Below are 14,671 nucleotides of genomic sequence, written 5' to 3'. Positions count from 1 at the left end.
TTAGCCACTGCTCAGTGCTATTTGATCATAGGAGAAATAGCCATGTTAGTGATCCGTCCTATTCAGGAAACGGACTATCCTGCGTTATTACAGATGGCTGTGAGCTCAGGGATTGGTTTTACCTCCTTACCGGTAGATGAACCCTTATTGCGAGAAAAACTCGCTCATTCCATTCGCTCGTTTGCCAGTGATATCGACCATCCCGGTGATTTGCATTATTTGATGGTGGCAGAAGATACCGACAGCGGCGAGGTGGTGGGCACCACTGCCATCGATGCGGCAGTTGGTTTGAATAGTCCCTTCTACACCTACCATTTGGGTAAGGTGGTTCATGCTTCGCGCAGTTTAAATATCTACAACGTGGTGGAAACCTTAACCCTTACTAACGACTACACCGGCGTCACCGAGCTGTGTACGCTATTTTTGCAAGAATCTCATCGGCAAGGCCAAAATGGCCGTTTGTTGTCTAAATGTCGCTTTTTACTGATGGCTGAGCATCCACATCGATTTAATGACTCGGTGATTGCTGAAATGCGCGGTGTGTCGGACGAGCAGGGGCGCTCACCTTTTTGGCAATGGTTACAAGACAATTTCTTTAGCATGGATTTTCCTACCGCCGATTATTTAACCGGCGTGGGTAAAAAAGAGTTTATTGCCGAATTAATGCCAAAGTATCCCATTTATGTGAATTTGCTGAGTAAAGAGGCGCAGGCGGTGATTGGCGAAGTGCATCAGAAGACTCGACCGGCTTTGCGCTTACTGGAAGCTGAAGGTTTTTGTAAGCATGGTTATGTTGATATTTTTGACGCTGGACCCACCGTGGAGTGTCCCTTACAACTCATCGAAAGTGTTAAGCAATCATTTAAGGTGAGCTTAAGCATTGGCGAGCCGAGTAAGGATGCGCAACAGATGTTACTGACTAATGCGCGCTTAAAAGATTTCCGAGCTTGTGTTGCCCAGATCGAACTACATCGGCAGCAACCAAGGGCGGTGATTTCCCAACAAACGGCTAACGCCCTACAAGTGAGTGAGGGTGATAGCCTTCGAGTAGGCGCTTTGCGTTTCGAATAATGTGCTAGCCCACGGTTGGCGGCTAAGGATTGAGGTAAAAATGGCAGAGTTAAATCAGTTTATTAATGGTCAATGGCTAGCAGGGCAAGGAGCGCTGCTCAAATCCATTGATCCGGCAAAGAACCAAGTGATTTGGCAAGGGAAAACCGCCTCGCCTGAGCAAGTAGAGAGTGCCGTGAGCGCCGCTAGACATAGCCAGTTTGCTTGGTATATGAGCGGCTTAGAGCAGCGTATGGCCACCATCAAACAATTCGCCTCGTTACTCGAAACACATAAAGAAGAGTTAGCCTTGTTAATCGCCACTGAGACCGGCAAACCCTTATGGGAAACTCAGACTGAAATTGCCGCGATGATCGGCAAGGTGGCTATTTCTGAGAAAGCCTATTTAGAGCGCACTGGCGAGTCGAGCACCGAGTTGCCCGCCGCCACCGCAGTATTACGTCATAAACCGCATGGTGTAGTGGCAGTGTTTGGCCCTTACAACTTCCCTGGACATTTGCCTAATGGGCATATTGTACCGGCTCTCATCGCTGGCAATAGTGTGGTATTAAAGCCCTCGGAGCTCACCCCTTATACTTCAGAGCGTATCGTCCAATTATGGCAGCAGGCGGGTTTGCCCAACGGTGTATTAAACCTGGTTCAGGGTGAGCTTGAAACCGGCAAAGCCTTGGCCTCGCATCCAGGTATCGACGGTCTATTTTTTACTGGCAGCTCTACTACTGGTCATGTATTGCATCAACAGTTTGCTAGCCAGCCAGATAAGATTTTAGCCTTGGAGATGGGCGGCAATAATCCCTTATTGGTGGCCGAGGTGGACGATGTAGACGCGGCGGTACATGACATCGTTCAGTCGGCATTTATTTCGGCTGGGCAACGTTGTACTTGTGCGCGTCGTTTATTGCTACCGAAGAGCGAACAAGGCGAATTGATTCTGCAGCGCTTGTTAGAGGTGACTAAAGCTATTGAAGTTGGTGAATACGATGCCGAACAGCAGCCCTTCATTGGCGCGATGATCTCGGCCAAAGCCGCCGCGGCAATGGTGCAAGCTCAGCAGCGGCTGCAAGCTATAGGTGGCAAGCCCTTGCTGCCCTTGGTTCAAGCCGACAGTACTAAAGGTTTTGTCACTCCCGGTATTATCGACGTCTCTAAGGTGGCTGAACTACCCGATGAGGAATACTTTGGCCCGCTATTACAAGTGCTGTTCTATGATGATTGGGAGCAGGCCATAACATTAGCCAATAATACTCGCTATGGCTTATCGGCGGGTTTGTTAAGTAATCAGCCCACCAAGTGGGAAAATTTCCGTCACCGTACTAGAGCTGGCATTGTTAATTGGAATCGTCCAATTACTGGCGCCTCTAGTGCCGCGCCGTTTGGCGGTGTTGGTGCATCGGGAAATCATCGCGCCAGCGCAAAATATGCCGCCGATTACTGTGCTTACCCGGTAGCGTCCATGGAAGGTAGCAGCAGTGTGCTACCCGAAAACTTAAGTCCCGGCTTACACTTTTAAGTGGAGGATAAGCAGATGAACGTGACGCTGTTTTTTGAGCGGCTTTGGCAACAGTATTTGGCGGTAACCCCCAGTGCTGAGAAAATCCATCAACTCTTGGGTGGCGGCCAGCCAATAGTTAACGACCATATTGCGGTGCGTAGTTTTAATCTGCCGGGAACCGGCGTTGAGGCTTTTGCTCAACATTTGTTGGCCATGGGCTACCGCCAAGGTGGGACTTATCATTTTGCAGCTAAACATTTAGACGCGGCGCATTTTGAACATAGCGATCCCTGTGTGCCTAAAGTGTTTATTAGTGAGCTGCAGGTTGAGAGCTTATCGCCGCAGGCGCAGCAATTGGTGAAAAATTTGGCTAGTCAGGTTAACCCAGAACTGTATCTTCGTCCTGAAGTGTTTTTCTCGGGTCGGCCGTGGCAGCTGAGTTATGCTGATTATCAATGCTTATTGCAAGAAAGTGAGTATGCCGCCTGGTTGGCGGCTTATGGTTATCGAGCCAACCACTTTACCGTATCGGTAAATCAACTCGTGGGCTATCAAAGCTTACAGCACGTCAATCAAGCACTACTTGATGCGGGTTTTGTCTTAAACAGCGTGGGTGGAGAAATTAAAGGTTCACCCGAGGTGTTGTTAGAGCAGTCTTCGACTTTGGCGGACCATGCTGAAGTTAGTTTTAGTGACTGCAAACAGTCCATCCCTAGCTGCTTTTATGAATTTGCCTTACGTTATAAACAAGCCGATGGAGAATTGTACTCAGGTTTTGTTGAAGCGTCGGCAGACAAAATCTTCAGTAGTACCGACAGCCGGCAGTAGGCATAAAAAAAGCCGCATCAAAGCGGCTTTTTCGATGGTGTAGCTGCGACTAGCGCGTGCCGTAAACAACGATTGTTTTACCGTGCGCGGTAATCAATTCTTGTTCTTCCAGCATCTTAAGAATACGTCCCACTGTCTCACGAGAACAGCCTACAATTTGGCCGATTTCTTGACGAGTGATCTTAATTTGCATGCCATCTGGGTGAGTCATCGCGTCAGGCTGCTTAGCAAGATTTAACAAGGTTTGCGCAATGCGACCTGTTACATCTAGGAACGCTAAGTCACCTACTTTTTGGCTGGTGATTTGCAAACGGTTAGCCATTTGACCAGACAGACGCATCAGAATTTCAGGATTGACTTGAATAAGTTGACGGAATTTCTTGTAGGAAATTTCTGCCACTTCACACGGGCTTTTGGCTCGGATCCAAGCGGTACGAATAGGGTTTTCAGTATCTTCGAAAAGACCCAGCTCACCCATGAAGTCGCCTTGATTCAAGTAAGACAAGATCATCTCTTTGCCTTCTTCGTCTTTGATCAATACAGCCACTGAACCTTTTACGATGTAGTAAAGGGTTTCTGCTTTTTCACCAGCATGGATCAAAGTACTTTTTGAAGGGTACTTATGAATGTGGCAGTGAGAAAGAAACCATTCCATCACCGGATCAGCTTGAGGTTTGCCAATTACCATATTAAAGAAATCCTCTGTCTTTTTTAATTAGTCGTTAGTTGCACACTAACAAACTGTATTTATTTTAATTGTTGTCCATTCCGCCTCTAGCATAAAAGGCTTCTGGCTTTGCTGCAAGGCATTTATACGCCTTTAGTATGAGGCATAGTCTAGCCTTACACCTTGACCTAGATTAAGCTGCAACACGAAACATTCCTTGGGAGATATTAACATGAAAGCGACCGTTTCTTGGTCTAAAGAACTGCAATTTATTGGTGAAAGTAGCTCGGGTCACCAAATATTAATGGATGGTGATGGTGCAAAAGCTGCGGCTAGCCCTATGGAATATGTACTAATGGCGGCCGGAGGTTGTAGCTCGGTGGATGTGATTTCCATTTTGAGCAAAGCCAGACAACAAGTGAGTGACTGTAAGGTCAATCTAGAAGCGCAACGAGCCGACAGCACGCCTCGTGTTTTTACTCATATCCATTTAGAGTTTGTGGTTAGCGGTACAGACTTAAGCGAGAAACATGTGGCCAGAGCCGTGCAACTAAGCATGGACAAGTACTGCTCGGTTTCTCTGATGTTGGGCAAGGCTTGTGAAATTAGCCACAGCTACCGAATTGAAGCCGCCTAGTTAACGTATTTTTCCTGTCTCTAATAACTGTTGGATCATTGGCGACAGGATCAATTCCATGGCAAAGCCCATTTTTCCGCCCGGAACCACAATGGTGTTTTGCCGTGACATATAAGCGCCATCAATCATCTGCAACAAGTAGGGGAAATCAACATTTTTTAAACCGCGAAAACGGATCACCAGCATGCTCTCATCTAAGCTAGGAATGCTTTTGGCGCTAAAGGGGTTGGAGGTATCAACCGTAGGCACGCGCTGAAAGTTGATATGGGTGCGTGAAAACTGCGGGGTGATGTAGTTGATGTAATCATCCATCGAACGCACGATGGATTCTTGCACCGCTTCGCGAGAATGGCCACGTTCGGTGGTATCGCGCACTAATTTTTGGATCCACTCTAAGTTTACAATCGGCACCATGCCAATTAGTAAGTCGACTTTTGAAGCCACGCTTTTATCTTCATAAGCCACCCCGCCATGTAAGCCTTCATAAAACAGCACGTCGGTTTCTTCTGGTAGATCTTGCCACGGGGTAAAGGTGCCCGGCATTTGGTTGTAGGGTACGGCTTCATCAAAGGTATGCAGATAACGTCGGTATTGGCCTACGCCCGTTTCGCCGTATTGGCGGAAAAACTCATAGAGCAGATTAAAGTCGTTGGCTTCAGGGCCAAAGTAGCTAATGTGCTTGCCGTGTTCACGCGCTTTACGAATGGCTACGTCCATTTCTGGGCGAGTATAACGATGGAAACTATCGCCTTCGATGAAGGCCGCGTTGAGCTTATGCTGTCTAAATAAGTGAGCGAAGACTTCGCTGGTGGTTGAGGTGCCTGCTCCTGAGGAACCGGTGACGGCAATAATGGGATGCTTAGCTGACATAATGGCCTTATCTGTTGCTGATGACTATAAACCGGGTTTACTGATCATCCTGCTGCCCTTCCTTGGCAGAGGCATCAAATTGCTCTTTGGCAATTAAGTTTACTGTTTCATGAAGTTCAGAGTATACGATTAAAACCGTGCCATTAGTAATTTGTTGCTTAATTTGTGCGAGTTTGTCACTTAAGCTGAGTTCCTGTTCGCCATAGTCGGTGCCTTCGCGCAGTACATAACTCTCTAATAAAGCGTCGAGTGTTGCGGGTTCTAATTGTTGCCATGGAATGATCATTTTGCTGGGCGCTCCAGTTGTTGCTGAAACCATTCTGGTATGGTGGTTTCTAACCAGAAATTTGGGCGCAGCAGGCTACCATTAACAAATCCCACATGTCCACCGCGATGGCTCAAGCGGTAGTCAACGCAGGGGCTTAGCTGGTGGCCTTGGGGGATTACTCGTTGATCCATGAAGGGGTCGTCCGCCGCGTGAATTAACAAGGTGGGGTGGCGAATGTCTTTTAGCAGTGCTAGCCCACTACAGCGCTGGTAATAATCGGCCGCTCCCGCAAAGCCGTGGGCTTTAGCGGTATAGTGCTCGTCGAATTGCGTGAAATTACGCCAAGTTTTAACTTGTTCCTCGCTAAGTGGAGCCTTGTCTATAAGGCCGATTTTATGCCGAAGATTACGCTTCATTCGGCTGAGTAAGTGATGCTGGTAGACGCGCGAAAAACCTTGCTGCAAACGTTCCGAACAGGCGGCTAAATCTAGCGGCGGCGACACTATGGCCGCGGCCTTAATCGGTGAGTTGGGGGTTTTCGCTAAGTAGTTAACTAACATGTTGCCACCTAGGGAATAACCTAAGGCGAACAGTGGTGCGTTTGGGAATTGTTCATTTAAGTAGTTAATACAAGCGCTGGCATCGCCGATTTCGCCACTGTGGTAGCCCCGCCATTGTTTGTTGGGTTTACCACTACAACCTCGAAAATGCATCACTACAGCGCGCCAACCTCGCTGCTGGCTAGCTTGCAACATGCCTTTGGCGTAGGGGGAATCTACGCTTCCTTCTAAGCCGTGAAAAAGTACCACTATCGGCTGTTCAGCCGAGCTTTGCTGCGGGCTATCTACCCAGGCGAGATCGACAAAATCACCGTCGGCTAAATTCAGCTGTTGCCAAGTGAGTTTAAGCTTTTGTTTACGCCTTAAAAAGGTGGGTAACAAGGTTTGAATATGGGTGTTTCTAGCCCACCAAGGGGCTACAAAGGGAGCGTGCTTAATACCAATTCTCCGGCATGGGTGGTTGCGCTCAACTATGCTGTTTGCCATGAAAATGTTCAAGCATTTCTGTTTTAGTTTACAAGTTACCCAGAGTAACCTAGCCTGAGTAAAGTGAGTAATGATGAGGAATAACAATGTCTGGCGTGAAGCTTCAGCAAGATTTAGGTCATTTAAAGCAGTTAGCATTGGCGCAAGGGGCACCAAGCTTGCAGCAGCGCAAGCATTACTTGCAACAATTGTTGAACTTGTTATTGGAAAATCAGCAGGACATTATTGCTGCCATTGCGAGCGACTTTGGCCAACGTTGTGCTGAAGAAACCCGAGTACTGGAGTTATTTCCTGCGATTGCGGGGATCCGTTATGCTCAAAAACATTTAAAGTCTTGGTTAAAGCCTCAGCGAAGGGCAACCAGCATTTGGTTTGCCGGGGCGAGCAATCGTGTAGTGGCTAAGCCCTTGGGGGTAGTCGGCGTGATAGTGCCTTGGAACTATCCCCTATATCTTGCCTTCGGGCCGCTTACCGATGCCTTAGCCGCGGGCAACCGAGTGATGCTGAAAATGTCGGAGTTAAGTCCCGCCTTAAGCCAACTGCTAATCCGCTTAATGCCATTATATCTTGCTGAAGAGGTGGTTCGAGTATATGCCGATGAAGATGGCCAGCTAGGCGCGCCTTTTTCGGCTTTGGCTTTCGACCATTTGTTATTTACCGGTTCTACTGCAACCGGGCGTAAAGTGATGCTGGCCGCGGCTACCCAATTAACGCCACTGACTTTAGAGCTGGGAGGGAAGTCTCCGGTGATTATTAGCGATGACTTTCCAATAGAGCTGGCGGCTGAGCGGATTATGATGGGTAAATTGTTTAACGCAGGGCAAACCTGTGTGGCGCCAGACTATGTGCTGCTGCCCAGCTCACGCCGCCAAGCCTTTGTTGATGCCTGCATTCGCTATTGTCAAAAGCACTATCAAAGCATGGCTGACGAGGCCTTCTCCAGCATTATTTCAGAGAAGTTTTTAGCTCGTCTCAACTCGTTGAATGAACAAGCGCTTGAGCTAGGGGCCGAAGAATTTAAGCTCATTGCCGGTGACTGTGCTGGTAAGTTTGCTCCGCGCTTGCTGCTTAATGTGCCGAGTGAGGCTGAGGTGATGCAGCAAGAAATATTTGGTCCCTTGCTGCCGATAATGGAATATCAGCAACTCGATGAAGCTGTCGCTTATGTTCAACAACACAGTCATCCTTTGGCCTTGTATATCTTTTCTTATCAGCGCGCCATTCAGCAACAATTGATTCAGCAAATTTCAGCCGGTGGGGTTTGCATTAATGATGTACTGTTACATGTGGCCCAACATGAGCTGCCTTTTGGTGGGGTGGGGAGCAGTGGTATGGGGCACTATCATGGCTATGATGGTTTTGTGCAGTTTTCAAAAATGCTACCGATCTTTAGTCAAAGTCGCTTTTCTGCACTTAAGCTATTGCGCCCGCCTTATAACAAGCTGAGCAAGCGCTTGATCAAAATTATGCTGCGTGGATAATCGAGCGAGCATTGCCACTTAGGAAATATATTGTGAGTTGTCCGTTTTGCCAGAAAGCCTGGTTTGTTGAAAAACTAGGGCGTTGTAAACAGTGTATGTTGTTGGCTAATTTAGGCTGCTTAGCGTTGTTAATCCCCAGTTTGCTTTATCAAGGCGATGTTGCTGTATATCGCCTCGCCTTGTGGTCTGGTTTTATTGCCTTTGCTGGGCTAAGTCTCGCCCACTGGTTAATGTTTTTTTATTACCGCTGGTTCGCTGCCAAGCCTCCTAAAACCTAAGCTGTTAAGCTGGCTAAGTGGGGCTCAATGATGCTTTGGGCTTGCGCTACCAAGTCATGCTGAGGATCTAACCAATGGATTACTTCTCCGCGGCGTTCCATTTTTCTAAACCAAGTATCTTGACGTTTGGCGAATTGGTGGATTTGTGAATTAAGCTTTTGGAACATGTCATTGTAGCTAAGTTTGTGTTGTAGATACTGCGCCACCATTCGGTATTCTAAACCGTAGAATTCTAACTTTTCGTAACTCACCCCGTCTTGGTGGAGTTGCTGAACTTCTTCTATTAAGCCTTCTTCTAAACGTTGTTTTAAACGCAGGGTGATACGCTTCCTTAAAATCGCTCTATCCCAGCGTATACCAAGATACAGCGGAGAAATCTCGGGGTATTGGGGCTTGTTTTGTGTCTCAGTTTGGTCGGCTTCTGCTATCTCAATGGCTCTGACTAAACGAGGTCTCACCGTTAAATCGGTGCTGTTATGTTGCTGTGGTTTTAACTGCAATAAGCGCTGTTGTAATTGTTCCAGCGATAACTCGGCTAAGTGTTCTCTGAGCGGCTGATTAACCGGCACTTCACTTAATTGAAAGTTCTGGGTGACTGCGTCAATGTAAAGGCCTGTTCCGCCGACCATGATTGGCAGCCTATTGGCTTGTTTAACCTGTTGGTAGGCTGCAAAAAAATCGCGTTGAAAGTGAAATACGCTGTATTCGCTATCGGGTTCAACAATATCAATCAGGTGATAAGGAATTTCTTGATACTCGGCTAAGTCTTTGCCAGAACCCAGATCTAAACCTTTATATACCTGACGAGAATCAGCAGACAGTATTTCCCCTCCGTAGTGGCGCGCTAGGTATACTCCTAGTTGAGTTTTACCCGAGGCTGTCGGGCCTAATACAACGATAAGGTTGGGGGCGAGTGTTGGCATGCTGTGATTCATCTCAGATAACAAAGCGTGAATGGTAACAAGAAAAAACAAAAACGGCATGTGCAAAGCACATGCCGTCAATTTAAATGTAAGCCTGAGGTCCTTGGCAAAACAACGTTTTTAGCGGTATTAGTCTTCCCAGAAGTGCTTGCGTGACTCTTGGTAACGGTCGGCCTCAGTTAAACCTATGTCGCGTAGTAAATAAGCTGGAAGTTGTGCCAATTGACGGCGAGTTTTCTGGCGATTTATCCAAGTATTACAAAGTTGGTAAGCGTCAGCAAAAAAGTGGAAGAAAGACGTATTTTTGCGGTTGCCAATAGTGGTTGCGTTAATGCTCATGTTGTTGACCTCATCTTAATTGATGATTTGATCATAGTGCGCTATTGGTAGATCCTCAAACAAGTAAAAACGTTATTTTTGGATTAGAAAAACTAATCTTTATTTGGTGTTTGTGAACGGTGTTTTTGTGGCAAAATAATCATGAATAATTATTCATTTTGGTGAATGGTGTTTAAGCGGGTGAAACATTAAAACAACCATAACTGTTGCTTAATTGAGCATGCATGCCTTGTGTAGAGCAGGAAGGTGTTCTTAAGCGATAGTTTGTGAAGTGAAAATCAATAATGAGTAATTATTCTTGCTTGTTTTTAAAGAGGGTGAATGCCTTTTGTGCTTGGGTTCGTCGGTTATTTTTGGTTGGCTGATAAACCAACATTTTATTGTTTTTGATCAAATTTTACTAAGTCATTTTTTAGGTGTTACTTTCTTTTTAGTTGGTTTTTTGTGTTTTTTTGTAAATCTAATGTTACTAATTTGGGGTGATTTTGATCTTATTCATTGAGTTGCATTAAGAGTGGTGTTTTCTACAATTCACCTCTGCGTTATTTAAGTTATTTTGGTTTAGTTTATTTAATCCTATTTCTATGTTTGAGAAGTGACGATTGCTTGCTCATATATTCGGCTTGGTTTTCAGTATTGGTAGCCTATTGGGCTGTGTATTCAGTTTTCAGAGGTGCGGTGTTAGAGTGTGGGGGCTGTACCTATAACAAAAATAAGTCTTTAGACTAAATTGACCCACTTAAAAGGATATTAAGAATGAACATCACTTCCTTTAACCCGCCTCGTCGTATTTTAATGGGCCCCGGCCCTTCAGATATTTCCCCTCAAGTATTACAAGCTCAAAGCCGCCCCATTGTGGGTCATCTAGATCCCTTGTTTGTTGGCATGATGGACGAAATAAAGTTTTTATTGCAGTACGCCTTTCAAACAAGCAATCCGCACACTTTTGCCGTATCTGCACCGGGGTCGGCAGGCATGGAAACCTGCTTTGTTAACTTGGTGGAACCTGAAGATAAAGTCATTGTGTGTATCAATGGCGTATTTGGCCAACGGATGCTGGAAAATGTTGAGCGTTGTGGCGGTGAAGCCGTTGTTGTTGAAGATAGCTGGGGTGAGCCTGTTTCTATCAGTAAAGTTGAAAAGGCTTTAGAACAACACCCGGATGCAAAAGTATTAGCTTTTGTACACGCCGAAACCTCAACCGGCGTGGCTTCTGATGCCCAGGCGTTATGTGCGTTAGCTAAACAGCACCATTGTTTAAGCATTGTTGATGCGGTGACCTCACTCGGTGGTATTCCTCTTAAGGTTGACGAATGGGGCATTGACGCTATTTATTCTGGCAGCCAAAAGTGTTTGTCTTGTGTACCGGGCTTGTCGCCGGTGAGTTTTAGCCAAGCCGCTATCGATAAGTTGACTAAGCGTAAAACTAAAGTGCAGAGTTGGTTTTTGGATCAAAGCCTAGTGATGGGCTATTGGTCGGGTGAACAAAAACGCTCTTATCACCATACTGCGCCAGTTACGGCCTTATATGCCTTGCATGAAGCCTTGTTGTCGCTTTATAACGAGGGCCTAGAAGTATCATGGCAACGTCATGCCGATTTCCATCAGCAACTTACTCAAGGATTAAGTGAATTAGGCCTTGAGTTAATGGTTGATGAGTCATGCCGCTTACCTCAGCTCAATTTGGTAGCTGTGCCTGAAGGGGTCGATGAGGCAGCGCTTCGAGCTAGACTATTGAATGACTATAACTTGGAAATTGGTGCTGGCTTAGGTCAATTTGCCGGTAAGGCTTGGCGGATTGGTTTAATGGGTTATGCTGCGCGCCAAGAAAATGTGACTCTATGTTTAGCAGCGCTTAATGATGTGCTTAAATCTTAAACCTATATAATGAATCTTTAATTACGCCCGCTTCGGTGGGCTGATGGTTATCTTGGAGACAGCAATGTACTTAGATTTCGAAGGTTTAAGTCCTAATCAGGTCTATCACTGTATGACCCAAACCATTGTGCCAAGACCCATCGCATGGGTACTAAGTGATAATGGCACTGCGGCGTCTTATAATCTTGCTCCTTTCTCTTATTTTACGGCGGTCAGCTCTAATCCTCCTTTAATTATGCTGTCGATTGGCAAAAAAGACGATGGTAGTGATAAAGACACCACCGTTAACATTAAACAGCGTAAGCATTGTGTAGTGCATATTGCTAATGCGGCGCTAGCGCCTCAAGTCACCGAGTCTGCGCGAAGTTTGGCGCATGGTGAGTCCGAGTTAGACTCACAGCAGCTTACTACTTGTGCTTTTACTGGTTTTCACCTGCCTCGCCTAAAAGATGCACCCATTGCCATGGCTTGTGAACTCTATGAGATCCAAGCAGTAGGTAATACCCCACAAGCGATGATCCTGCTGAAAGTATTACAGCTCTATATAGATGACAGTGTGGTGACCATGCAACAAGAGCGAGTCGAAGTGAACAGCAACCAGCTAAATCCACTAGGGCGCTTAGGGGGAGGAGAGTATTGGGCAAATGGTAGTAGTTTTAGCATAACGCGGCCAAAATGAAGTCGCAATTTAAGCTTTGGTCTGTATATCTCGCGCTTTGTGGCTGCTTAGTGTTGAGCGGCTGCAGCAATAATCGTCAAACCACTGCTCCAAACCCACCTATTCAAACGTCTAAGTTAGTTGCTCAACAGCAGCAGTTGCTGGTGCAGATCCAGCAAGAGTGGCAAGGTACTCCTTATAAATTAGGCGGAACTAACAAACAAGGGGTCGATTGCTCAGCCTTTGTGCAGCATGCTTATGATCGCCTCTATAATAGCTTACTGCCTCGAACAACCGAGCAGCAGTTAGCTTTGGGTATCAGTGTTTCGTTAGCAGAAGCCCAAACCGGTGATTTAATCTTTTTTAGAACCAGTCATAAAGTTAGGCACGTTGGGGTAATCTATGACCAAGATTACTTCTTGCATGCGTCTACATCTCAAGGCGTGATCTTTTCTCGTTTAGATAACCCTTATTGGTCTGCTAGGATTTTGTTGATAAAACGACCGTTTATTTAGCGTTTAAGGTCATCAAAAGCTCGTTTTGTCTATTAACTGAGCACTTGAACTAAATCTTGTGATTTTCTTCAAAAAACGCTTGCGCCGAAAGATTCGATGCCTATAATGCACCTCCACTGACACGGCACACAGCGCTTCGCAGCGATGAGGATGCAAGTCAGGGCTGACAAGGCCTAGGGCTGAGTTGGCGACTTTCAAACTGGTTTTTAAAATGTTTTAAAAAAGCGGTTGACAGTCACAGAGGATGGCGTAGAATGCGCACCTCGCTTCGGCAAGAAGCAACGCTCTTTAACAATTTATCAAGCAATCTGTGTGAGCACTCACAGGGCATTAAGCGAAAAAATTAAGCTTAAGTGAACTGGATGCTTGCACTGTAAAACACAGTACTATTTCAGTTTTTAACTTGAGCGAAAGAACTTTTGATTGAAGAGTTTGATCATGGCTCAGATTGAACGCTGGCGGCAGGCTTAACACATGCAAGTCGAGCGGTAACATTTCTAGCTTGCTAGAAGATGACGAGCGGCGGACGGGTGAGTAATGCTTGGGAAACTGCCTGAGAGTGGGGGACAACAGTTGGAAACGACTGCTAATACCGCATAATGTCTTCGGACCAAAGGAGGGGCTCTTCGGACCTTTCGCTTTCAGATGTGCCCAAGTGGGATTAGCTAGATGGTGGGGTAATGGCCTACCATGGCGACGATCCCTAGCTGGTTTGAGAGGATGATCAGCCACACTGGGACTGAGACACGGCCCAGACTCCTACGGGAGGCAGCAGTGGGGAATATTGCACAATGGGCGCAAGCCTGATGCAGCCATGCCGCGTGTGTGAAGAAGGCCTTCGGGTTGTAAAGCACTTTCAGTTGTGAGGAAGGTTGTGTGGTTAATACCCATATAATTTGACGTTAGCAACAGAAGAAGCACCGGCTAACTCCGTGCCAGCAGCCGCGGTAATACGGAGGGTGCGAGCGTTAATCGGAATTACTGGGCGTAAAGCGTACGCAGGCGGCTTTTTAAGCCAGATGTGAAATCCCCGGGCTTAACCTGGGAATGGCATTTGGAACTGGGAAGCTAGAGTTTTGTAGAGGGTGGTAGAATTTCAGGTGTAGCGGTGAAATGCGTAGAGATCTGAAGGAATACCAGTGGCGAAGGCGGCCACCTGGACAAGAACTGACGCTCATGTACGAAAGCGTGGGGAGCAAACAGGATTAGATACCCTGGTAGTCCACGCCGTAAACGATGTCTACTAGTTGTCTGTGAGTTTAACTCGTGGGTAACGCAGCTAACGCATTAAGTAGACCGCCTGGGGAGTACGGCCGCAAGGTTAAAACTCAAATGAATTGACGGGGGCCCGCACAAGCGGTGGAGCATGTGGTTTAATTCGATGCAACGCGAAGAACCTTACCTGCCCTTGACATACTGAGAACTTGGAAGAGATTCCTTGGTGCCTTCGGGAGCTCAGATACAGGTGCTGCATGGCTGTCGTCAGCTCGTGTCGTGAGATGTTGGGTTAAGTCCCGCAACGAGCGCAACCCCTATCCTTATTTGCCAGCACGTAATGGTGGGAACTCTAGGGAGACTGCCGGTGATAAACCGGAGGAAGGTGGGGACGACGTCAAGTCATCATGGCCCTTACGGGCAGGGCTACACACGTGCTACAATGGCATGTACAGAGGGAAGCGACCTCGCGAGAGCAAGCGGATCCCAAAAAGCATGTCGTAGT

General features: G+C 46.7%; 15 protein-coding genes and 1 rRNA gene (1 of these 16 running past the window's edge). 10 read left to right on the top strand and 6 right to left on the bottom strand.

All coding sequences use genetic code 11. From position 1 onward, the window contains the following. Nucleotides 1–42: 42 nt before the first annotated feature. The 3 genes from astA to AR383_RS09555 are packed head-to-tail and all read left to right on the top strand — an operon-like array spanning nt 43 to nt 3,391. Nucleotides 43–1,071: an arginine N-succinyltransferase gene (astA, locus tag AR383_RS09565; protein WP_055732926.1), complete on the top strand. Its 1,029-nt coding sequence runs from the start codon at nt 43–45 to the stop codon at nt 1,069–1,071. Nucleotides 1,072–1,111: 40 nt separating this feature from the next. Next, on the top strand, nt 1,112–2,581 hold the full coding sequence (astD, locus tag AR383_RS09560) for a succinylglutamate-semialdehyde dehydrogenase (protein WP_055732925.1): 1,470 nt from the start codon (nt 1,112–1,114) through the stop codon (nt 2,579–2,581). A gap of 15 nt (nt 2,582–2,596) precedes the next feature. After that, nucleotides 2,597–3,391 carry a DUF1338 domain-containing protein gene (locus AR383_RS09555; protein ID WP_055732924.1) on the top strand — a complete coding sequence of 265 codons (795 nt, stop codon included), beginning with the start codon at nt 2,597–2,599 and terminating at the stop codon, nt 3,389–3,391. 49 nt (nt 3,392–3,440) lie between these two features. Here AR383_RS09555 and crp read toward each other — a convergent pair whose 3' ends face one another. Further along, the gene (crp, locus tag AR383_RS09550) at nt 3,441–4,079 is read right to left on the bottom strand and encodes a cAMP-activated global transcriptional regulator CRP (RefSeq protein ID WP_016403770.1); all 639 of its coding nucleotides are present in this window, start codon (nt 4,077–4,079) and stop codon (nt 3,441–3,443) included. 211 nt (nt 4,080–4,290) lie between these two features. Between crp and AR383_RS09545 the strand changes: the two genes are divergently transcribed. Continuing rightward, on the top strand, nt 4,291–4,695 hold the full coding sequence (locus tag AR383_RS09545) for an OsmC family protein (protein ID WP_055732923.1): 405 nt from the start codon (nt 4,291–4,293) through the stop codon (nt 4,693–4,695). Here AR383_RS09545 and AR383_RS09540 read toward each other — a convergent pair whose 3' ends face one another. The 3 genes from AR383_RS09540 to AR383_RS09530 are packed head-to-tail and all read right to left on the bottom strand — an operon-like array spanning nt 4,696 to nt 6,879. Continuing rightward, nucleotides 4,696–5,565, bottom strand: a complete 870-nt coding sequence (locus tag AR383_RS09540; protein ID WP_055732922.1) for a phosphoribulokinase — start codon at nt 5,563–5,565, stop codon at nt 4,696–4,698. A 37-nt stretch (nt 5,566–5,602) separates the two neighbouring features. Further along, the gene (locus AR383_RS09535) at nt 5,603–5,851 is read right to left on the bottom strand and encodes a YheU family protein (protein ID WP_055732921.1); all 249 of its coding nucleotides are present in this window, start codon (nt 5,849–5,851) and stop codon (nt 5,603–5,605) included. Beyond that, a complete protein-coding gene (locus AR383_RS09530) occupies nt 5,848–6,879 on the bottom strand; it encodes a hydrolase (RefSeq protein WP_055735011.1) in 1,032 nt (343 codons plus the stop codon). Before AR383_RS09530 ends, AR383_RS09535 begins: the two co-directional genes overlap by 4 nt. Nucleotides 6,880–6,965: 86 nt before the next feature. Between AR383_RS09530 and AR383_RS09525 the strand changes: the two genes are divergently transcribed. Both AR383_RS09525 and AR383_RS09520 read left to right on the top strand, forming a co-directional pair. Next, nucleotides 6,966–8,360: an aldehyde dehydrogenase family protein gene (locus AR383_RS09525; protein ID WP_083481563.1), complete on the top strand. Its 1,395-nt coding sequence runs from the start codon at nt 6,966–6,968 to the stop codon at nt 8,358–8,360. Between the two features lie 32 nt (nt 8,361–8,392). Then, entirely contained in the window at nt 8,393–8,638 is a 246-nt protein-coding gene (locus tag AR383_RS09520) for a DUF3624 family protein (protein ID WP_055732919.1), read from the top strand. Here the strand turns inward: AR383_RS09520 and miaA are convergent. Together miaA and AR383_RS09510 are read right to left on the bottom strand one after the other, a co-directional pair. Beyond that, nucleotides 8,635–9,561: a tRNA (adenosine(37)-N6)-dimethylallyltransferase MiaA gene (gene miaA, locus AR383_RS09515; protein ID WP_055735010.1), complete on the bottom strand. Its 927-nt coding sequence runs from the start codon at nt 9,559–9,561 to the stop codon at nt 8,635–8,637. The genes AR383_RS09520 and miaA overlap by 4 nt on opposite strands. Nucleotides 9,562–9,690: 129 nt before the next feature. Further along, a complete protein-coding gene (locus tag AR383_RS09510) occupies nt 9,691–9,900 on the bottom strand; it encodes a DUF1127 domain-containing protein (RefSeq protein WP_055732918.1) in 210 nt (69 codons plus the stop codon). 756 nt (nt 9,901–10,656) lie between these two features. Between AR383_RS09510 and AR383_RS09505 the strand changes: the two genes are divergently transcribed. The 4 genes from AR383_RS09505 to AR383_RS09490 all read left to right on the top strand — a co-directional run. Continuing rightward, complete coding sequence (locus AR383_RS09505) at nt 10,657–11,778, top strand: pyridoxal-phosphate-dependent aminotransferase family protein (protein ID WP_055732917.1); 1,122 nt, start codon at nt 10,657–10,659, stop codon at nt 11,776–11,778. A 64-nt stretch (nt 11,779–11,842) separates the two neighbouring features. Next, complete coding sequence (locus AR383_RS09500) at nt 11,843–12,457, top strand: flavin reductase family protein (RefSeq protein ID WP_055732916.1); 615 nt, start codon at nt 11,843–11,845, stop codon at nt 12,455–12,457. Next, entirely contained in the window at nt 12,454–12,951 is a 498-nt protein-coding gene (locus tag AR383_RS09495; protein ID WP_055732915.1) for an NlpC/P60 family protein, read from the top strand. The genes AR383_RS09500 and AR383_RS09495 overlap by 4 nt, the downstream gene beginning before the upstream one ends. A 420-nt stretch (nt 12,952–13,371) precedes the next feature. Next, nucleotides 13,372–14,671 (top strand): 16S ribosomal RNA (locus AR383_RS09490) (it continues 241 nt past the right edge of the window).

This window comes from Agarivorans gilvus, from assembly GCF_001420915.1.
Classification (GTDB): domain Bacteria; phylum Pseudomonadota; class Gammaproteobacteria; order Enterobacterales; family Celerinatantimonadaceae; genus Agarivorans; species Agarivorans gilvus.
Note: the sequence above shows the minus strand (reverse complement) of the source record. Positions and strands in the feature narration are given on the sequence as shown.